The 21,414-nt window shown below is 41.1% G+C and carries 17 protein-coding genes; 9 read left to right on the forward strand and 8 right to left on the reverse strand.

Annotated elements, in window-relative coordinates; all coding sequences use genetic code 11:
* Positions 1-161: 161 nt before the first annotated feature.
* From carA to HWQ36_RS14045, 5 genes are all read left to right on the forward strand, one after another.
* Positions 162-1,328, forward strand: coding sequence for a glutamine-hydrolyzing carbamoyl-phosphate synthase small subunit (gene carA / locus HWQ36_RS14025; RefSeq protein ID WP_292703602.1), 1,167 nt, complete (start codon positions 162-164; stop codon positions 1,326-1,328).
* A gap of 367 nt (positions 1,329-1,695) precedes the next feature.
* Entirely contained in the window at positions 1,696-2,061 is a 366-nt protein-coding gene (locus HWQ36_RS14030; protein ID WP_292703604.1) for an STAS domain-containing protein, read from the forward strand.
* 576 nt (positions 2,062-2,637) lie between these two features.
* Positions 2,638-3,117: a ribonuclease III domain-containing protein gene (locus tag HWQ36_RS14035; RefSeq protein ID WP_292703560.1), complete on the forward strand. Its 480-nt coding sequence runs from the start codon at positions 2,638-2,640 to the stop codon at positions 3,115-3,117.
* Positions 3,118-3,212: 95 nt separating this feature from the next.
* Positions 3,213-4,343 carry a 23S rRNA (guanosine(2251)-2'-O)-methyltransferase RlmB gene (rlmB, locus tag HWQ36_RS14040; RefSeq protein ID WP_292703563.1) on the forward strand — a complete coding sequence of 377 codons (1,131 nt, stop codon included), beginning with the start codon at positions 3,213-3,215 and terminating at the stop codon, positions 4,341-4,343.
* 86 nt (positions 4,344-4,429) lie between these two features.
* Positions 4,430-4,732 (forward strand): DUF1816 domain-containing protein, encoded by a 303-nt coding sequence (locus tag HWQ36_RS14045; RefSeq protein ID WP_292703566.1) that lies wholly within the window; start codon positions 4,430-4,432, stop codon positions 4,730-4,732.
* Positions 4,733-4,866: 134 nt separating this feature from the next.
* On the opposite strand, the gene HWQ36_RS14050 is transcribed toward HWQ36_RS14045, so the two are convergent.
* From HWQ36_RS14050 to HWQ36_RS14060, 3 genes are all read right to left on the reverse strand, one after another.
* The gene (locus HWQ36_RS14050) at positions 4,867-5,715 is read right to left on the reverse strand and encodes an alpha/beta hydrolase (protein WP_292703569.1); all 849 of its coding nucleotides are present in this window, start codon (positions 5,713-5,715) and stop codon (positions 4,867-4,869) included.
* A gap of 186 nt (positions 5,716-5,901) precedes the next feature.
* Positions 5,902-6,786, reverse strand: a complete 885-nt coding sequence (gene truB, locus HWQ36_RS14055; protein WP_292703571.1) for a tRNA pseudouridine(55) synthase TruB — start codon at positions 6,784-6,786, stop codon at positions 5,902-5,904.
* Positions 6,787-7,158: 372 nt separating this feature from the next.
* Positions 7,159-7,536: a hypothetical protein gene (locus tag HWQ36_RS14060; RefSeq protein ID WP_292703574.1), complete on the reverse strand. Its 378-nt coding sequence runs from the start codon at positions 7,534-7,536 to the stop codon at positions 7,159-7,161.
* 123 nt (positions 7,537-7,659) lie between these two features.
* On the opposite strand from HWQ36_RS14060, the gene HWQ36_RS14065 reads away from it, so the two are divergent.
* Positions 7,660-7,833 (forward strand): hypothetical protein, encoded by a 174-nt coding sequence (locus tag HWQ36_RS14065; RefSeq protein ID WP_229463161.1) that lies wholly within the window; start codon positions 7,660-7,662, stop codon positions 7,831-7,833.
* 240 nt (positions 7,834-8,073) lie between these two features.
* Here HWQ36_RS14065 and HWQ36_RS14070 read toward each other — a convergent pair whose 3' ends face one another.
* The 3 genes from HWQ36_RS14070 to HWQ36_RS14080 form a co-directional block, all read right to left on the reverse strand.
* Complete coding sequence (locus HWQ36_RS14070) at positions 8,074-9,792, reverse strand: ATP-binding protein (protein WP_292703580.1); 1,719 nt, start codon at positions 9,790-9,792, stop codon at positions 8,074-8,076.
* Between the two features lie 281 nt (positions 9,793-10,073).
* Positions 10,074-10,547, reverse strand: coding sequence for a response regulator (locus tag HWQ36_RS14075; protein WP_292703583.1), 474 nt, complete (start codon positions 10,545-10,547; stop codon positions 10,074-10,076).
* A 52-nt stretch (positions 10,548-10,599) separates the two neighbouring features.
* A complete protein-coding gene (locus tag HWQ36_RS14080) occupies positions 10,600-13,062 on the reverse strand; it encodes an ATP-binding protein (protein WP_292703585.1) in 2,463 nt (820 codons plus the stop codon).
* A 316-nt stretch (positions 13,063-13,378) separates the two neighbouring features.
* Here HWQ36_RS14080 and dcm point away from each other — a divergent pair, with 316 nt between their 5' ends.
* On the forward strand, positions 13,379-14,476 hold the full coding sequence (dcm, locus tag HWQ36_RS14085; protein WP_292703589.1) for a DNA cytosine methyltransferase: 1,098 nt from the start codon (positions 13,379-13,381) through the stop codon (positions 14,474-14,476).
* Complete coding sequence (locus HWQ36_RS14090; RefSeq protein WP_292703592.1) at positions 14,466-15,272, forward strand: hypothetical protein; 807 nt, start codon at positions 14,466-14,468, stop codon at positions 15,270-15,272. The genes dcm and HWQ36_RS14090 overlap by 11 nt, the downstream gene beginning before the upstream one ends.
* A 284-nt stretch (positions 15,273-15,556) precedes the next feature.
* Here HWQ36_RS14090 and HWQ36_RS14095 read toward each other — a convergent pair whose 3' ends face one another.
* Both HWQ36_RS14095 and HWQ36_RS14100 read right to left on the reverse strand, forming a co-directional pair.
* The gene (locus tag HWQ36_RS14095) at positions 15,557-17,272 is read right to left on the reverse strand and encodes an alpha/beta hydrolase (RefSeq protein ID WP_292703595.1); all 1,716 of its coding nucleotides are present in this window, start codon (positions 17,270-17,272) and stop codon (positions 15,557-15,559) included.
* Positions 17,273-17,700: 428 nt separating this feature from the next.
* The gene (locus HWQ36_RS14100) at positions 17,701-18,621 is read right to left on the reverse strand and encodes a DMT family transporter (RefSeq protein WP_292703598.1); all 921 of its coding nucleotides are present in this window, start codon (positions 18,619-18,621) and stop codon (positions 17,701-17,703) included.
* Positions 18,622-19,111: 490 nt separating this feature from the next.
* Between HWQ36_RS14100 and HWQ36_RS14105 the strand changes: the two genes are divergently transcribed.
* Positions 19,112-21,052, forward strand: a complete 1,941-nt coding sequence (locus HWQ36_RS14105; protein WP_292703601.1) for a cytochrome c peroxidase — start codon at positions 19,112-19,114, stop codon at positions 21,050-21,052.
* The last annotated feature ends 362 nt before the right edge of the window (positions 21,053-21,414 follow it).

The raw sequence follows: 21,414 nt of genomic DNA on the forward strand, positions 1-21,414 counted from the left end.
GAATTACGAATTACGAATTACGAATTACGAATTACGAATTACGAATTACGAATTATTTAATTAATGCCCCATGCCCCATGCCCCATGACGGCAGTTGCTCCACTTGGGGAAACCCCAAGACCGCACTGCCTCCCCCATGCCCAATCCCTAATCTATCGCCTATGCCCCTGACTGACGCAATACCTGCTTTACTTGTCCTGGCAGATGGAACCACTTATCGCGGTTGGTCTTTCGGTGCTACGGGAACCGCGATCGGAGAAGTGGTGTTTAACACTGGCATGACCGGCTACCAAGAAGTCCTGACTGACCCTAGTTACTGCGGTCAAATTGTCATTTTTACCTATCCTGAATTAGGTAATACTGGTATCAATCCTGAAGATGAGGAATCTGATGGGCCCCAAGTGCGGGGTGCGATCGCCCGGAATATTTGTCAACGACCAAGTAACTGGCGATCGACACAATCTTTACCAGACTACCTGAAACAAAACCAAGTACCAGGGATCTACGGCATCGATACCCGCGCCCTCACCCGCAAAATTCGGATGTTTGGAGCCATGAACGGTGGCATTTCAACAACCATTCTCGATGAGGCGGAATTACTAGAACAGGTACTAGCGGCTCCCAACATGGCGGGATTAAATCTGGTTCGCGAAGTCACCACCCAAACGGCTTATGAATGGTCAGATCCCACAATTCCAGCTTGGGAATTCAACTCTGAGGCTGCTGAAAATCTTGGAGAAGCCTTTACCGTTGTTGCCCTTGACTTTGGCGTAAAACGAAACATTTTGCGTCGCTTAGTAAGTTACGGTTGTCGGGTAATTGTTGTGCCTGCTGATACCCCACCAGAAGAAATCCTCAATTACAATCCAGATGGTGTGTTTCTTTCTAATGGGCCAGGCGACCCGGCTGCCGTCACTGGAGGGATTGCAACCGCTAAAGCGCTCCTGTTAAGTCAAAAACCCATTTTTGGTATTTGCATGGGGCATCAAATTTTAGGTCATGCATTAGGGGCAGAAACCTATAAACTCAAATTTGGTCATCGTGGTTTAAATCAGCCTGCGGGTTTACAACAACGGGTAGAAATTACCAGCCAAAATCATAGTTTTGCTATTGACCCAGATTCCTTACCTACGGCAGTTGTGGAAATCAGCCATCTGAACTTAAACGATCGCACCATTGCCGGGGTACGTCACAAATCTCTACCTGTATTCTCTGTACAGTATCACCCAGAAGCCAGTCCTGGCCCACACGATGCTGATTACTTGTTTGAGCAATTTGTTCAAGCTATGCGAACAGCACGTCAAGCCGCAACAGCCGAGGTAAGGTAAAAATAGGGAATGGGGAAGAAGCAGGGAGCAGGGAGCAGAGGGGGAAAATTCCTCTCACAGATGTAGGTATTTAAAAAATGTGGTTTAAATAGGTTTTTCCGTTGGTTGATAACTCAAATTTTAATTTCTGATTTCCACCCAAGAACGAAATTTCGTTATTTGAACCACGTTTAGAACTCTGCTTGAAAGTACCCACTCATGCCCAAATAAAAAACCTACACCTGTCAGGGAAAATTCCTCCCCTCTGCACCCTTCCCCCTGCCCCTCTGCCTCTTTCCAATGCCCAATGCCCTATTCCAACAGATTGTAGACAACTCGCTCAAAAACCATCTATACTTGAGCGTTCACTTTAACTCATGAGGAGGGAATTATTGCTGAGCCACTGAATCTAACCGTTAGCCTGAGGAGTACTCGTGAAGTCCGGGATAACTGCCAGCTATTCCGCCTCACAGGTTTGTTAGATGCCTTTTCTGAGCCTACATTTCGCAAAGTGCTTGGCAGCAAGATTGAAGAGGGCCCTAAGCACATTATTTTGGATCTCTCACAAATCGATTTTATTGATAGCTCTGGCTTGGGCGCTCTGGTGCAGCTAGCCAAGCAGGCTCAAACTGCTGAGGGCACTTTGCAAATTGTCACAAATGCCCGCGTCACTCAAACAGTCAAGCTTGTTCGTCTAGAGAAGTTTCTCTCCCTGCAAAAATCAGTTGAAGAAGCTCTAGAAAACGTTAAGTAGTCTTGATTGCTTGAACAGAGAGGTCAATTCAGCTATCCAGATTTAACATCGGGTAGCTTAATTTTTAAAACTTCTGGCAGAAAACCTCTCTCCTTGTGGGAGAGGCAAAAAGCCAGTTGCGCTATTATGTTTAAAGTAGAGCAATCAAAAAAATATATCCACCAAGTGATTGCTGTGTAATCTCTGACTAGAACATCGGATAAATAATCAAGTCTGAAAAAGTTGTAAAAAATACAAATTTAGCAGATTTGTCTATGGATAAACTTGACTAGATACTGTATAGTTAAAAATTGTCACTTACTAAGTAAGCATAGCAATGCTATCTAGTAACGGGGTGTATTTGATGTTCAGATTTTACCCTATCTTAGACACAGACTACAATAAGTAGGCGAAATTTGGTTTACAGGCGTTGACATCAGGGTAATTTTAAATGCCAACTCTCAATCAAAAAGATGAAATTGGAAGTAATTTTGATAGTATTGATTATGCTAAGTATACTATCATGGCATACTTCAGAAAAATCAGTCTTTGCGAAGAATGCCTGCCAAATCTAGCCCGTTAAGGAATGATTTATTTGTGAAGTCACAGGAGGATGAGCTATTAGATGGACAAGATAAAACTCCTAAGCAGGGTTTATCTTGGACTCAAGCACTCTTGGCAACCACAGGGCCATTCCAACAGATTTCCCTCTCACAAGTGCAACAAATTTCTCCTACTGCTTTAGCATATTTGGGGGATGCAATTTATGAGTTGTATGTTAGAATGTTCTATCTGCTGCCATTGCAGCGGTCAGGAATTTACCATAGTCTGGTAGTGGAGCAGGTAAGAGCAGAAACACAAGCGCTACATTTGCGATCGCTAACTCCTCATCTGAGGGACACCGAATTAGATATTGTCCGACGGGGTAGAAACGCCGCTACAGGTCGCCCTAAGCGACTTAATCCCGAAATTTATCAACAGGCAACTAGTCTAGAAACCCTAATAGGCTATTTATATCTCACTGATTACCAGCGTCTAACCGAACTGTTGCAAATGCTTCATGTAGAAAAAGAGTGAAAACTCAATTTCACAACAATAGGTACAGCAGTAGATTAGGTTCCAGAAAATAAGGTAATCGGTATGTTCAACCATAAGCTATATCCTTAAATCAAATGCAGAATAAACCGAGAAAAATCATCAACACTTCTACTGGCGAACAAAATCGTGTGAAACCGATAAAAATTAAGGGCAAGCGTATTGTTAGTAATGCCACTCGCAATCCCCGGAAAATAGATAGCAACCCGATTTCTGTTGCTAATCCCACTCGCAATCCCCGGAAAATAGATAGCAACCCAATTTCTGTTGCTCCCACTCGCAATCCCCGGAAAATAGATAGCAACCCAATTTCTGTTGCTCCCATTCGTAATCCTCGGAAAATAGATAGCAACCCAATTTCTGGCAACTCCCGACAACGAAATAGCAACTTCTCCCAGCCGCCTGTATCTACACAACCAACAGAAGAAGATAACGATCTCATCTACGGTCGTCATCCAGTATTGAGTGCGTTGCAAAATCAGCGCAATCTTAACCGCATCTGGATTACTACCCGTCTGCGCTACGATCCCAGCTTTCACCATTTTCTCCTGCAAGCTAAGGAAAATGGCACAGTTATTGATGAGGTTGAACCTAAGCGCTTAGACTATCTCACCAATGGCGCTAATCACCAAGGCGTGGCAGCACAAACTGCTCCCTACGGCTACATCGAATTGTCCGATCTCATTGAACAGTCTAAATCTGTAACCGATCCCGTTATTGTCGTGGCTGACGGAATTACCGATCCCCACAACTTAGGAGCAATTATTCGCACCGCCGAAGCAATAGGCGCTCAAGGATTGGTAATTCCCCAAAGAAGGGCATCTGGGATCACTTCTACTGTGATGAAAGTGGCAGCAGGCGCTTTAGAAAACTTTGCTGTAGCTAGAGTTGTCAACCTTGGTCGCGCCTTAGAAGAATTAAAAGAAGCTGGCTTTTGGATTTATGGCACTGCTGCAAGTGGAAGCGAACCCGTGCATACTGTCAATTTCAAAGGCCCAATCGTTTTGGTAATCGGCTCAGAAGGCGAAGGTCTTGGTATGTTGACTCAACGCTCCTGTGATTTTTTGGTATCGATTCCTCTACAAGGTAAGACTCCCAGCCTCAATGCTTCTGTAGCAGCAGGGATGGCGCTTTATGAAATTTATCGCCAACGATCGCTAAATACGGTGTACTTAGATAAGTTACAAAAATTTTCTTTGAAAAAATAACAGTAACAGAGTATAAAGAAATGTAAAAGATAATAAAGCACCATATCGTTTAACACCCTGTAGACGTTTATAAATCGGCAAAAATCATGAAAACCCTTTGGCATAACCTCAAGGAAGTGTTGATTAACACATTCGACTCCATCGGCCTGGCTTGGTGGGTAGAGATTGTGACGCAAAATCCCCGTTGTACATACTACTTCGGCCCATTTCTAAGTTCTTCTGATGCAAAATTGTCAAGCACTGGATACATAGAAGATTTGGAAGTCGAAGGAGCTACGGGAATTGCCGTGCGTGTCAAACGTTGTAAACCTAATACCTTAACAATTGCTGAAGACTTGGGGGAAAGATTTGACCGCAAAGTACAGCCTGCCTTTGGCGGTCAAATTTAAGTTAGGCGAAAAGCAAGATAATTCGTAATTCGTAATTCGTAATTCGTAATTCTTAATGGGCTTCGCCCCGCTACGCTAACGTAATTTCGATCTCTAATTGCGAATTATGTGGTTAAGAGTTAAAAACTCTTGGACTATTGAATATCAATTACCTGCGGATGTTCTTCCAGCCAATGGTCAATGTCATTCAGAACCTGCTGGGGGACTTCCCAAGGGAAAAGATGGGCGGTGTTTGAATAGCACTGCCACTGAGAATTTTGGAGGTGTCGAGCAGTTTCTAGGCTCGAATCAGATGTGATGTGGCGGTCTTTATCGCCAGCAAGTACCAAACTAGGACATTGTATTTGTGGCAGTTCTGAAAGCCGATTGTATCCTGATTGAATTGCACTATAGAGAGCGCGAGTAGCAGCAGGAGAGGTTTGCAGATAAGCTGGTACTGCTTCTTTGGCGATATAGTTGTAAGTGGTGGATGTATGTTGTTGGACTAAGTAGCGGAAAAGCGATCGCTTACCAAAAGTTTCAATATTCCATTGCCAACTCGGTTTTATATAGTTTAATAGGCCAGCAACGCCAGTATATAAATTATCTTGCCAAGTGATGGTCGGATGACTACCACGGGGCTTTGCGGCTGTCGCCACCAAAATCAGCCCAGTAATGCGCTCTGGTAAACGCAATGCCAGTTCCATTGCTAGAATGCCCCCAAGTGACCATCCCAATAGTAGACATTTTTCAATATTTAAGCGGTCTAGAAGCGCTTCTAAATCAGTTAAATGGTCATTCATCTCAAAATTGCCATTCCAGCGACTTTTGCCATATCCACGTAAATCAGGGGCAATAGTTTGATAGCGTTTTGACAAATGATTGGTGAACACAGAAAGACTACGACCAGTACCAGGATGACCATGTAAGCCCAGAATGGGGAATCCTTGACCTTGGATGTAAACATTGAGACGTGCAGCAGTGGTAGGATGGCGATCGCTCATGATATGCCGTTCTCCTGTTTAGCGAACACTGCGATCGCTTCAGTCCTTTGTACTATCCGCTCTATAATCGCCTCAATCTGGTCTAAGCTTTCTGTCATGGTAGTTCGTTATTATTATTCTTCTTGACAAGTGACAAATACTTCGACTTCGCTCAGTACAAGTGACTAATGACCAATAACTAAGATATTAAGAAATCGGTTCAAAAACCATTTGAGGGATCAACACTTCGTCTTGTAATTGCCCAATCCCTAAAAAGCGAGTTTCTTCATCATAAACTCGCACTATTTCAGCAACATCGAAAGTTATAGAAATTCGCTGACCTTGACACCACTTTTGAGCAGATGTTACTGGTAAAGTAACAGATGACAGATGTTGTAAAGCTGCATCTGGGCAAACGGGTTGAAATGTTCCAGCTTGTAGTTGTGCTTCTAAATCAGTCAAGGTGAGACTATCGGTTAAATTGAAACCACTACTTTCAGTACGGATTAAAGCCGCAAGAGTGCCGCCAGTTTCCAAGCTTGCACCTAAATCACGAGCGATCGCTCTAATATATGTACCAGAACCACAAGCGATCGCCACATCCAATTCCGGAAAATTTCCTTCTCTCCAGTCCAAAATATCTATCCGAAAAACTTCCACTGTTCGCACTGGAACTTCCACCGTTTTCCCTTGGCGTGCTAAATCGTAGAGACGTTTACCATCCACTTGAATTGCACTGTAAATAGGTGGTATTTGCTCAATCTTGCCTTCAAATTGTGCTAATGCACTTTTCACTTCTGCCAAACTCAATCCAGCACAAGGTTGAGAAGTGATGATTTCACCTTGCAAATCATCGGTTGTGGTACGCACACCCAGCCGAATAGTGGCTTTATAAGCTTTGTTTTCTGGCAGATATTGCAATAATCTTGTAGCTTTACCAAAAGCGATTGGTAAAACCCCTGTAGCAGCTGGATCTAAGGTTCCCGCATGTCCTACACGTTTGAGGCGCAACAATTTTCGCACCCGCGCTACGCAGTCGTGGGAAGTCCAGTCAAATGGTTTGTTTAAGTTGAGAAAACCTTGAGATAACACAATAGCAATACTTTTACTCTTTTCTTTCTCAAATGCTCATCTAATGCTCAAATATATTAATTCCAGCATTTAAGCATAAATAATAAATATAAAATCATACTTGTTAATCATGCTCAGAAAATGCTTACTCTCTCAACCCCGTTATCAAGGAAAGGGGAATAAAAGCATATCTCTATCCTATATTCTATCCTCAGAGTTCTCTAAGTATTACTCCAATAACTCTAGACATCTAATCTCTATTTAGAAGTTCACATCGATTTTTCCTTTAAAAACATCAAAAAAGTCATATACCCTTACCCAACACCCCAAGGTACTCACAGAAAAACTCCCCTCTAGGATGAAGGGAGTTAGCTGACAGAAATTAATGGATGATTACTGACTCAGTAACCCGATAGCTATTTCAAGATACATTTTTGCTTTATGCAAAGCTAGCAGTTTCTCTTGGGTGTACCTATCTGGGTAATTCATGATTTTTCCTTCCATCGTGATTTTGATGAGTGCAGCTTGCTCATCTGTAGGAGCATTCATCTCATCTATAGCGTTACTCAGTGCTTGCATGAAAGCAAAGGTAGGAGGTTTTAATCCCTTCCCTACGTCAAATTGAGATAGTGCCATTTGAGGAAATACCATCAAGGATGTAATCCATGAAGTCTTGTACCCTCTGTTCCCAGTTGGTTTGATACCGTAGCGTAAGCATAAGTCACGCAGTTCTTTGATGGTTTTGATTTCGAGTTCCGAACGTGTAAACATAGAGTTACCATTTCTCAAAAGTGGTATCGGTGAGTTACAAGTTTTCCAGACAGTACGCTCACCGATTTAAAACTATTATCCGATGGTTTCGTCGGCTTGAAGCTATATTTACATCTCTAAACAATGTCTGACCGCAAGGGTAAACCTGAAAATTTTGGTAATCCACAAAGCAAAGAGCTAAATGAGCAGCTTAGTTTCCGTGTCACTAAGGAAATGAAGGATGCGGTTAAAGCTAAGGATGACCCGCCTGAATTTTGCCGTCAAGCTATTCAAAAGGCACTAGATGAGGGTGTGTAGTTAATTGTTCAATAACTTATTGAATATAGAAAAACCTCCCTACTGTGTAAGAGGATGTTTGAAAAGTCTTTTTCTCGGTAGCAAATACTTTGAGATCCCCCTAAATCCCCCTTAAAGAAGGGGGACTTTGACTCCGGTTCCCCCCTTTCTTAAGGGGGGCTAGGGGGGATCAATAAGTGCCTAAAATCACAGCCAACCACTTTTCAAACAACCTCTTAGGGAGGCAAGTATTGCCACAAGTTAAGTTGATGATGGGGAGAGTTGACTCATCGGGAATACCTTCGGTAAGCTGACTGTAACTTGAGTTCCTTGCCCCACTTCACTAAACAAGGTAATATCGCCACCATGTAATTCTACACAACCTTTAGCGATCGCTAGCCCTAAGCCTGTACCGGGGATTGTGTCAATGTTACTTCCACGACTGAAGGATTGAAACAAATTTTCTTGATCTCTTATCGGGATACCAATTCCCTGATCTTTGATGTAAAAGATTACTTGTGATTCTTTACCGATGAGATGGAACTCTACAGTCCCTCCATCTGGAGAGTACTTAATTGCATTAGACATTAAGTTAATAAAAATTTGCTGCAACAGTCCCCGATCGCCCCAAAAGCCTTGGGTATGCCCAGTAATGTTAAAAATCAATTCGTGGCGATCGCCTGTTGTTTCTCGCTCTTGTTCAATCAGATCGGAAAAAAATTGCAGTAAATCTAGTGGGATTGGTTTAAATTTGGGTTTTTCTAGTTCAAATTGGTTAACCAGAAGCATATTATCCACAAGTTTGGACATATACCTTGCTTTCTGTTCAATAATTCCGAGAAACCTTTGTTGTTTAGACTCATCCAGTTGTTGGTTATGTTTTGTCAAAGTTGATGCAGCCGCCAAAATTGAAGTTAGCGGCGTTCGATATTCATGGGAAACCGTGGCAATGATTTGAGATTTAAATGCATTGAGTTGCTTTTCTTTCGCAAGCGCTGCTTGAGTTTGGGCTAGCAATTCAGCCTGTTGGATCGCGATCGCTAATTGTACCGAAACTTCATTGAGCATTTCTACATCATCAGTTTGCCAATGTCGTTCCCCAGAATTATGGTGAGCAATCAACAAACCCCAAAGTTTAGGAGTTGGGTTGCCATTGTTACTCAGATTAATGGGAACTACCAGATTTGCCTTAGTATTAAATTGCTCTTTTAGGCTGACACAATTACACAAGCCAAGCTCATAAATATAAGGGATTGGGGATTGAAAATTGTGCAGATGAGCAGGAGGAAGGGTGCAGAGGAGAGGAATTTTCCCCCTGCTCCCCGCTCCCTGCTCCCCTGCTTCTTCCCCAGTCCCGACGCGATCGCACAATGATACAGTGCGATATGACTCAACCGATGAGGCAACTATTTTACCGTCGCTATCTGGGGCGAACTGATAAACCATCACGCGATCGCACTTTAGAAGTTGCTGTACTTCTGCTACAGCTGTATTCAAAATTTGCTCTAGGTTAAGAGACTGGCGAATTCGTAAAGCAGTTGTAGCAATTAAGCGCTGGCGTTCCTGAGTTTTGCTGAGTTGGGCTTGCAAACATGATTGCTTGATGGCATTGCGGACTGCTAATTGCAGTATATCCTGTGTCACATTGTGCTTAACCAAATAATCTAGCGCACCCCGTTTCATTACTTGCACAGCCACCTCTTCATCACCCCGCCCTGTCAGCATAATCACAGGGACAGAAGTCTTAAATATTTCCTGCTGCATCTGATCGAACAGTTCTATCCCACTCATATCAGGTAGGCAAAAATCCAGCAGAATGGCATCACAACGGATTTTTTTGCACAAAGCAAGTCCTTCTTCAGCACAGTCTGCCTCAAAAATCTGGTAGGACTGGTGCGGATCTTTCAACAGATATCGGCGATAGATTTTCCGATCTTCTGCACAATCATCGATGATGAGTAGCGTCCTTATGTCCAACATATACAAGTATGAGGAGCGGGGAACCATATAGATCCCTTTTATCCAGATTATGTTTTTATTGCATAATTCTAAAAATAATATAAAATAAGTATAAATAAAATCTAAATTCTTTAGTGATCCTAAAGAAATACCAAATAGTCAAAAACAGAAAATGGGGAAAAGGAATCTAGCAGAGACAAACAGACACAGTGACTCAAAGAGGAAAATGTCTCTGTGTCCTCTGAGCCGTCTCCTTTATTATCCTTTTTTCCCTACTGTCTCATCGACAGATAATAAACAAATTAATCCAAGACTGGCGGCATATTGGCTTGAAGCCAATAGTCCACAAATGCCTGAATCGTCTTTTTTAGTTCCTGAGCGTCCATCGGCTTTACCAGATATCCATTTGCGCCCTTTTGGTAGCACAACTCAATATCCTTGGGGTTAGATGATGTGGTAAAAACAACGATGGGGATTTCCTTGAAACTCTTGTCTTGCTTGAGCCGATCTAAAATTTCACGGCCATCAATACCTGGCAAATTCAGATCGAGCAAGATCACAGAGGGTCGTGATGCTACTTTAGAGTTTGGTAAGTTTTCGCCTTTGCTATGGGCATCGCTCCTTTGTTGATAAAGGAACTCTAAAACCTCATCCCCATTGGTACAACGATGTATGGGGTTCTGGACGGACATGTGCCGCATCAGACGTTGTAGCATCCGAAAGTCTTCATTGCTGTCCTCAACAACAAGCAGAGGTTCATGAAGTTTTTTTGTCATTCGTGGTCTTAAAAGAACTTAACAAAAATACATATTTGGTTATTATCTTAAACTATTCCAGGGTGAAATAGAAAGTCGAGCCAAGTCCTACGGTAGATTCAACCCAAATTTGACCGTTATGAAGCTCAACAATCTTCTTAACAATAGCTAATCCTGCACCTGCTCCTCCACCGTACTTTTCCTGAGAGTGCAGCCGCTTAAATAATCTAAAGATAGTTTCTAGATGATGCTGTGGAATGCCAATACCGTTATCTCGGATATAAAAGATTGGGGATTGGGCATCCCTTCTCTGCGAGACGCTACGCGAACAGCTTCGCTCAGGGCAAGTGGGCATTGGGCATGGGGCATTGGGCATTGGGAATTGGTCAATAATCAATTGTTCTTTTTCTCCTGCTCCCTCATCTCCCTCATCTCCCTCATCTCCCTCTGCTCCTTGCTCCCCTGCTCCCTGCTCCCCTGCTCCCTGCTCCCCTGCTCCCCTACCCCTCTGCCCCTCTTCTTGAGAAAGGTAGCCAATCTCAACCCATTGCTCTGCTTTATCGTTGTATTTGAACGCATTACCAAGCAGGTTACTGAAGACTTCATTAACGAGAACTCGATCGCACTGAATTGTTGGTAAAGGCCGAGGAATGCGAATATCTACAAGCCCAGAGTTTTGGCGACTAGCACGAAAGACATCAATTACTTGGCTGAGTAATTCGTTGAGATCGGTTGCTTGCTCTCGGAGATGTGCTTGTCCTAACTGCGATAGTCGCAGCAAAGCATTAATCAGAGTTTCCATGCGTACAGATAAGGACACTACTGTTTGCAAGCACTCAATTCCATCATCATCTAAGACTTGGGCATAGTCTTCTAGCAGCACCGTCGAGAAATTATAAATACCCCGCAAAGGTTCTTTGAGATCGTGAGAAGCAGCGTAGGCAAAGGATGCTAGTTCTTGGTTGCTGCGCTCTAACTCCAGGTTGATTTTAGCTAATTCATCCGCTTTCGAGAGGACAATACCAACGATCGCATTACTCAGAGCGATCGCACTTTCAAGTTCACAAGCTTTCCAAGGTAAAGAAGTTAATCTAACCGTTTCTTGCCATTGTTCAAAGGATTTTCGTGGAGACAGGGTATAGCTACCATCTGTCTGAGCTTGAATGGATTCCTGTGGATTTCCTGCCCAGTGTACCGTTTGAAGAACTTCGGGGCGGAACCAAAGAATATAATAACGCCGGACTTTAGAAATCCGCAGTAGCAGCAAACCACTAGCAGTATCTTTAAATATGAGCGCTTCTGGGTAAAGCTTCGGCAGAGAATCGGTAGAAAATAGGTTGTCACTAACTTGAGTATCTGCCCATTCAATTAACGCCCGCACCTGATCAATATTTGGTGTTGCTCCCACAAGGTTAATTTCATTATCCAGACAAACTGCCGCTCCAGAGGCACTGACAAAATCCAGCAAACGGATTTCCGGTTTGATTAAAGCATCGATAAAGTTGTCTGCTTGGGAAATGGACTCAAGGAACTCAGACTGTAGCGATTTGAGTTTTACCTTATAATCCCATTCCGAATGACTAATTTTGTGCGCTAACTCTGAAGACACAATTTGTCCTAAAAATTCGGACATCTTGCGGACTTCGTAAGAAATGTACTTTGGTGTTTGATGATGACAGGATATTAATCCCCAGAGCTTCTGCTCTTGAATGATTGAAATTACTAAAAGAGCCTTCACTCCCATATTTTGATGATATTCAGCACAACACCAATCAAAACTTCTGAGCAAAGAGTAACTTAAGTCAAGATGCTGATGTGTTGTCGGATTTCCTGTGGGAACTAGCTGGACAGGTTCGGCTGTCAAATCGGGAAGAAATCGGAGAAAGCAGCGCATGTATAACTCCCTAGCCTGCGCTGGAATATCTGTAGCGGGATAATGGAGTCCTAAATAAGGTGATAAATCTTCCCGTTTAACTTCTGAAACCACAGAACCCGCTCCCGACTGGTCAAATTGATAGACCATTACCCGATCAAAACCGATGATTTTTTGGACTTCTTCAGCTACTAGATGCAAAAATTCTACCAGGTTTGATGTGCTTTGCATTTTTGCGATCGCAACACCTGCCAAAGCATGAAAGCCTAAAAAACTCACCTCAGATTTTGAGTCAGTCGGCTCTAACTCCAGAATCATAGCCTCTTCTGTACGATGAGCGATCGCGTCAAAATCTCGTCCCCCATGCAAAGTATTTATTGATACTTTGAAAGCATTATGACTGCCAATTTTTTTTACCAAGCACTGCTTTACAGCTTCTACTTGTTGAGCTTCTAATAAATAGCTCAATGGTTTACCGAGCAAATCTTCTGGCTCTTTACCTAAATATGCTTGGGTATTGTTGCTAACTTGCAGTATCTCTAACTGAGTACTGAGTGCTAGTAGTACACCATGAGGTTGAATAGAGCCAGGTATATGAATAGGTTTGCGATCGTGGTTAGTCAGAGCAGTCGCTTGGGTAGTAGTATCTTTAGGCTGACTCATAAATCAACTTATGTAAAGCTGATTTTTACAATAACGCAATTAAATGTCATATTTCTTTAAAGCCGAGAAGGATGAATGCGATCGCATATATCTGTGCTGGTTACGGTTTTTACAGTAACTAAGGTATAAAGAGGATGAAGTGGCTAGAGATATACCTTAGAGTTGGGGGGATGAGAGAGATAAGAAAAAGCAAGAAATTAAAGAAGATTCTAAGCAAGAAACTTCAGCATAAAATTTATTACTTTGCTGGTCAGAGCCGAGCGATATGATAAAAATGAATTTTGCAATAAAATTACAGAATAATACTTAGAGTTAAATGCGCCCAAAATCTGGATTGCCAAAAAGAAAAGCCTTAAAAAGAAAACCTATTTTTCAATATGGGTTTAAAGCTAATCCAAATATAAAAAATTATATTAATCCTACACTGATTGAAGGATATCAAACTGAAGGTTATATAAACGCTATTTCATTATTTTCTGGATGCGGTGGGCTTGATCTGGGTTTTTTAGGAGGTTTTAGTTTCCTCAATAAAAAATATGAAGCTCTCCCATATAAAATGGTACACGCCTACGATATTGACGAAAAAGCTACTCAGACTTATGCTTTAAATCTTTCAAATGATGTAACAACACTAGACCTTACTAATGTAGATATACCTTCATTGCCTCCTGCAAATGTTCTTCTGGGAGGATTTCCCTGCCAAGATTTTTCGTCATCTGGACACAAAAAAGGATTTCAAGGTACTAGAGGTGAATTATATACTGTAATGAAAGATTATATGAATATACATAAACCGGAAATTGTAGTAGGAGAAAATGTCCCTTTTTTAGAGAAATTAGAAAATGGATTTTTTTTAAACCACATCCTCAAAGAATTTGAATCAGTTGGCTACATTTTTAAGGTCTGGAAAATTTATTGTCCAGATTTTGGATTGCCTCAAAGTCGAACGAGATTATTTTTAGTTGGTGTTAGATCTGATATTAAATCATTTCCCTTGCCTCCTACTCCAAAATTATTTTTTCAGTATGTTTCAATCGATGAAGCTATCAAAGACCTCGTAGAAATTGATGATGAAAGCATACCAAACCAAAGCCAATACTTTGTGGCTACAAAAGCTACAAAAGGAGCAGGCCAAGGAGATCAAAAATCTAAACAGGGAGAAATTGCCTATACAGTAAGGGCAAATACAAAAGCAAGAGTTCACTTTCATTATTCTTTAGACCGCCGATTAACAGTTAGAGAATGTGCAAGGCTTCAATCTTTTCCTGATGAGTTCGTATTTCCGCATTCTGCAAGTCAAAATATAATTGAAATAGGAAATGCTGTTCCACCAATAATTGGACATTTAATAGCTAAACAGATTTATGAATTTGTCAAAAACTATCTTTCTGTTATAAAAGCTCATGCTAGTTAATGAACAAAATAAAAAATACTTAGAGATTCTGTTAGAGCCAATTAAATTATGCTCAGGATATACACCTAAGTTTGGTACATCCAATAAAGATGGAACACCATTACTAGAATTTAAAAACTTATATGCTTCGGATCCTTTATATCACTGGATAGGATTTGATTCTGATTTAATGTACGCTGCACATAAAGCAGCTGGGGGAATAACTTCTGTTTATAGACAGCTAGGTATTGGTTGTGAAAGACTTATTCGTCAAATCATTTCAGATCAATTAGATCTAAATACCAAACAAGTAATTTGGGGATACGAAATTATAAAAAATGACGGTTCCAGTGCTAAATTAACACTCGATGCCAAAATTTCTGTAGATGATATAAAAAATAGCCGTTATCGAGACATGATAAATGAATGGCTAAAATTATCATCAATCAAACTGGGACTTGATACAAATCGTTCCAAAACTTTAGTTGGTGCTGCATTTGAAATCCGCCAAGGATACAAAAGCGCAGATTCAAAAAGGCAAAATGCAGACCTTTTAAATGCAATTAGAGCTTATAATGAGAATTTACTTCCAGTAATGATGGTATTATCTTGTCAGATTAATGCCACAGTTTTGAAAAGATATAAAGCCGCTCAATTATTAGTTTTAATTGGAATTTTGAATGACGATCCAACAATCAGTAGTTATGCATTTTGTGAGCAAATTTTAAATTACTCACTTGAAGATTTTTTTAGAAACAACTCAAGTTTTATAAAAGAAGAAATTAATAAAGTTTTGGTATCACTTTTAAATCCATAATTATTAACTTGAGAAGGAAAAATTTTAATACGGCCTAAGATACTTGAAGAATTGCAAGTAAAATGGGAACTCTAAATTTATAGATAAAAAAGAGAGTATCCCAATTTTGTAAAAATACGTATAAATCTTCAGCATAAAATATTTTTTATCTCATGCAGAGAGAGCTAAAGAGTAAATTTACACCTTTGGGATACTCCCATTAATTACGTCTGTACAAAGTCAAATAAAAATCATTACATGCAGCAATGCAACACCAATATCCAACATCCAAAATCCGAAGCTGACTATGGTGTTGGGAACTTTTTTTTTACAGATTTGCCTCCTTTTACATCTAGCAATTGTGCTAATTCGGTTGTATTCAATGATTTGACAAGACTTAAACCAAGAGACTTACTAGAAATGCTTTGAGTGTAGGCGGCGTTCAGGTAGGGGGTGTATTGCGGCCTTCCTGCAATGTATGTTTGGAAGAAAGGTAAACTTAAAACATTCATGTAACGACGAGCTTGAGAAGCATCGCCAATCATATCAGCAGGTAATGCTACTTGTTGATTTGCAGGATTGCCATTACCAATAGTGGAAAAGTGAGTGCCACCTACAAGCATGACGAGATACTTTTGTGAATTTGCAAACCAGGAGAAAGGTAAGATTTGCTCAGATAAAGCTGGTGCAACTGTATCATCACTACTGCTGACAATCATCACTGGAGTTTTGATTTGACTTAAGCCAGCTTTGCCGAAAATAGAACTAGTAATGGGATTAACTGCGATCGCAGCTTTCACTCTCTCATCCCGCAGGTTATAATCCTTGCCAGACTTGCTGATGCTCAATTCTAAAGCGCGACACTGGAGCAGTAAAGACATATTCCAGGTTTTTTGCAGTGCTGCTGGTTGACAGTCTTGTTTTAGCTGCTCAAAGTTGATTTTCGCGCCTGCTAAGGCTAAAGCTGTGTAGCCTCCCAAAGATTGACCAAATACTCCGACTTGTTGCAGATTTAAGCGACCTTTAAACCTTGAATCAGATTGATTACCTTTTTCCAATTGATTCAATATATATGTTACGTCCATTGGCCGGTCTTTAAATTCACCTGGTTCTGCTACTTCAATGGCGTGTCCCTTTAGCAGAGAACGTAGTTGTTTAGCATCGCTACCAGGATGATTGGGAACGACAACGGCAAATCCATAAGAAGATAGGTGCGTCGCTAAATATTGAAAGTTGCTGCTATCTAAACCCAAGCCGTGAGAAATCACAATTATGGGTGCAGTATTTTGGACATTGGGAATGTAAACATCAGTTAATAAAAGCCGATTGCGTCTTGAGTCGAAAAACTTTAGGGTGTATTTTTGCGACTTAAACTTTCCCGGAACCTTTAAATCGGGCAATTGTGAGAGATTTGGTTGTGAAATGGTAGCAGCTTCTATTTTAGACTCTTGAGAAACTGCTGCGATCGCAATATGGGTTTGGTTAACAAGTTTCTCTAATTCCGTAGCTATTTCTAAAGTCTCTGCAACATCAAGACGAATGCTGCTGCTGGGATATTTACGCAAAACATTCAAAAGTGTCAAGCCTCCCGATTCCGCAGAGGCTGAAATTAACGCCGAACGCAAAGTACCAAATCCTGGTTCTGGTTGAGAAGATTTGTTTACAATGACTTGCGCCAACCGATGCAGCAAAAATTCTCCTTGCGGTGTGTAGAGAAGTTGTGAAAGTACTACCGGACTAACTTTCACCCGATTAAGTAAAATCCGCCGCAATTCTGGAAGCTCTTGTAGAGGCAGATATTGCTGATAGGCTGCCAAATCTTCGTTAATTACACCTGTTTTGGCATAGTTTTCTAAAGTGTTGACTGAAATGGAAAGCTCTAAGGCTGAATAAGATGCATAAATCCGCTCTGCTGCCAAGACAGAATTACTAATTCCAAACGTTGGCAGCAGTGTTGAAAGAACCAGCAATAGGGAATTTTTTCTAAGGCTGCTGGCCCAATTACCAAACAAACTATTCATCGCTCAACTGTTTCGGTAATCTGGTTTTATCAGGTGTTGGCTTTGGTAGTTATTCGGACACCCTGCTTGGTTTACTTTAAGTTTTTAGCCTCAATTTTATCAAAACAGAATTTAGGAGTCAGTCGTGATAATTCAATAGAAATTGTGGATGACTTGCGAGTGTAGAAAGCTTTATCTGACTCCTGAATTCTGATTTATGAATTCTTCTGCAAGAATTTTTTTCTTGGCTATAAAGTCAAAAATCAGATCCTACAGAGTCACACAGATGGGTAAAGTATCTATGTTATAATAGGTGACTCCCGTAGTTCGCCTTCACTATCAAATCATAACAAATAAAAAATACTCCGCCTCAGTATTTATGTTGTAGCTTTGAATGTTGCACAAATTCTCTACATAAAAAACAGTAAAAATCCTGAAAATCTTTACAACTAATCATTTCCTAGTGCGATCGTTACCGAACCTGTGACTACTAAACCCGCTCCTAATATTGCTATCAAACTAAAGTGTTCTGATGGTATCCAATCAGGTGCAATAACTGATACAACTGCAACTGATATTAATGTCACAATAGGAGCTAAAGCTATTACGGCACTCACTCGTGATGCTTCCCAATGTTCTAATGATTCGGCAAAAGCACCGTAAGCAATTAAAGTATTCAAAGCACAAAAAAACAACATTCCTAAATGGAAAGGATCAAGTATCAAAAGTGATTTTACTCTGGCGAGAGGAGTGAATAATAAAGCACACCCACCGTAAATAATCAGCATGATGCTGGCGGAAGATAAAGATTGTAATAGCTGCTTTTGTGCTAAAGCATAAATAGCCCATGTCGTTGCTCCTAGAGCTATCAAAACACTACCTAGTAGATATGTGCCATGCGCTGTAACTAAATTTGTTAGTTGTTCACGAAAAAATAAAACATAACCGCAAATCATTACACTGACACCAATCCATTGATACAGCCGATAACGTTCTTTAAAAATCACTAACCCTCCGAAACCTAATAAAAGGGTAGATAATTGAATCAGAACTTCAGCGTTAGCAGGTGATGTTAGTGCTAAACCTTGCATGAACAGAAAGTAATTAATCCCTAAGAATAGTGTAGCGATCGCTAATAATTTCCAAGAGGCAGAACGCAGTTGTTCTAACTTTGGTAACTTACCACGTATTCCTAAATACATAGCAAGTAGTAAGAATGATACCGAAAATCGAAACCAAACGACGGTATAGACATCAAGCACTTGCAGAATTACCGTCAGAGCAATAGGTAAAGTTCCCCACAATAAGACCGTCAATAGCGATAATACTAGCCCTAAGCGCCAGCGACCAGAACTTTGATGTAGTGACATTCAAATATCCTACTTAAAGTAGGGCTGATGATCAGTTAAAAAATATTTAATTTGCATATCTAAATTTTATTTTTATTGAGAATAAATACTAATAGTTTAGTTATTGCAAATTCAATGTGGAACAGCTTATTGACCTTACTCCATTTATTTTTAGTCCTAAATTATGCCCTTTTATTTCGTTTTTAGTTCATAAAAAATTCGTAAACTACGTAATTACTTTACATGAATATTAAATTTCAAACTTCCACAGAAACGTATAATTTGTTTCAGTGTCATTTTAGTACAAAACATTATGGGGTTTATACCCATTTTAAGCTTAGTAATCTTTATTACAGGCTTGTCTATTTACTTCCTACTGACCTCAAAAGGTCGATTTTTGCTCAAATTTATGGTGACAAAAATAAAGCGCCAAAAGTGGAAATTCAGATATGGCAAGCTTGACTACCTGAGAGCAAGATTTTTAAAGACTATAACAATTGCTGTCATTATTATGGTCGCGATAATAGCTGGAAATACTGTATCAGCCCAAGTTACGCCATCGCCTCTAGCTTCGCTCAAAAGCGTATCGGTTCCAGAGCCTGACAATCTTGGAGACTTCGTAAAAGACAAAGTAGCCGCCATAAAATTAGGAAAAACTTTTTTTTGGGATATGCAGGTTGGGAGCGACGGAATAACCGCCTGTGCTAGTTGTCACTTTCATGCTGGGGCCGACAATAGATCCAAAAATCAGATTGCTCCTGGACTTTTACGGATTAACCCTGATGGTACAGAGAATCAAGATGTAGTTTTTAATGTTGGTGGCCTACCAAACTACCAACTGAAACCAGAAGATTTTCCCTTCCACAAGCTGTCCGACCCTAACGATCCTAGAACTGTTGTATCTGACAATAACGATGTCAGTTCTTCTCAGGGAATCTTCAATAGTAAGTTTGTTGATGTCACACCTGGTAATGCACAAGACCAAGTAACAAACGTGCCAGATCCGGTATTTAACGTGGGAGGCGTAAATGTGCGCCGCGTCGAGCCACGTAACACCCCAAGCGTGATTAATTCAGCATTCAACTTCCGCAACTTCTGGGACGGAAGGGCACAAAATATCTTTAATGGGGTGAATCCCTTTGGTTTAAGAGATCCTAACGCTGCGATCGCCAAAGCAGAAAACCCAAATAAACTAGAATTTGTCAAAGTCAGTCTAAAGAATTCATCTTTGGCATCCCAAGCGGTTGGCCCGCCACTCAGTTCCTTTGAGTCATCTGGTGATGGTCGAACTTTTCAAGAAATTGGTGATAAGTTTGGGCGAATTGACAGAAGATCCCTCAGCGTTGGTAAGGGTAAAAAGCTCCCCCGCAAACTTGCGAAAAAGTTATTACCTCTCAGACCGCTAGGTAAGCAGGTAGTGCATCCACAAGACAGCGTTTTAGGCGAGGATAGTAGATCGCCCAAACCCGGACTCAGAGATAAAACTTATGGACGGCTGATTCAAGATGCTTTCAAGCCGGAGTGGTGGAAGTCTAATCGACTCATTCAAGTTGATGCTGAAGGGAGAAGGACTTTTGTCAAGAAGCCCGATCGCTCCTTAGAGACTAATGAGTATACATTAATGGAGTACAACTTCTCGCTATTCTTTGGGCTTGCAGTTCAGTTGTACGAGTCTACACTCATTGCCAATGATACCCCCTTCGATCGCTTCTTAGAAGGAAACACTGCTGCCTTAACTTCTGAGCAGCAACTAGGTAAACAACTGTTTCAGGGCAAAGGTCTGTGTATTGGTTGTCATGTCGGATCAGAATTAACAGCTGCTTCAGTAAGTAGCATAGCTAAAGACGGACGAATCAAACGTGCGCCATTCGGCCCAAGATCCCCTGAAGACAATGGCTTCTTCAATATCGGTGTTAGACCTGTGACAGACGACCCTAGTTTGGGTAGTAATGACGCTTTCGGTAATCCGCTTTCAGAAGCACGATTGGCTCAGTTGGGTAAATTTCAGCTTCTCCTTGGTGAAAATCCTCCCACCCTCAATCCGACACTGAGTCCTAGTGAACCTGTGTTTGCAAACGGAGCTTTCAAAGCACCTGGACTTCGCAATGTGGAACTTACTGCTCCCTACTTCCACAATGGAGGCCATGCAACCTTAGAGCAAGTGGTTGATTTTTACAATCGGGGTGGTGACTTTGGAGTTCTTCCCCCACTGAATCTCTCACCGGAAGAAAAACAGCAATTGGTCGCCTTTTTAAAAGGTCTGACTGATGAGCGAGTTCGGTATGATAAAGCGCCTTTTGACCACCCGCAACTGTTCGTCCCCAATGGACATCCAGCAGGTAGCTCTACACCCGTTATTAACGACGGTACTGGAAAGGCTACAGATAGTCTACTGGAAATTCCTGCTGTTGGTAAGAATGGTGGTGGTGGTACTCCAAATTTCTTGAACTAACTAGTACCGCTTCGCGTAATTCGTAATTCGTAATTCGTAATTCGTAATTAGCGTTGCGTAAGGGTTTTAGACATTTCAAATGGTCTGTTTATTTCCGCTGAACTGTACTAGCTATTTTCATCAAAGAAAAATCATAAACCTTTATTTTTAATAGGTTTTGATCAATCTAGGTGTAGGTTGGATTGAGGAACAAAATTCAACACCAACGAAAACTACTTTTAACAAGGGGTTTAAGACAAAGGGCTTAAGCCCCTTGTCTGTTTAAGTAAGTCAGAGTGAGGAGATGAGGGGGATGAGGAAGATGGGGAGCAGGGAGCAGGGAGCAAGGGAGAAGAGTTTTCCCCCTGCCCCCCGCCCCCCGC

Origin of the sequence: Nostoc sp. NMS2 (assembly GCF_017115105.1) — a bacterium.
Taxonomy (GTDB): domain Bacteria; phylum Cyanobacteriota; class Cyanobacteriia; order Cyanobacteriales; family Nostocaceae; genus Nostoc.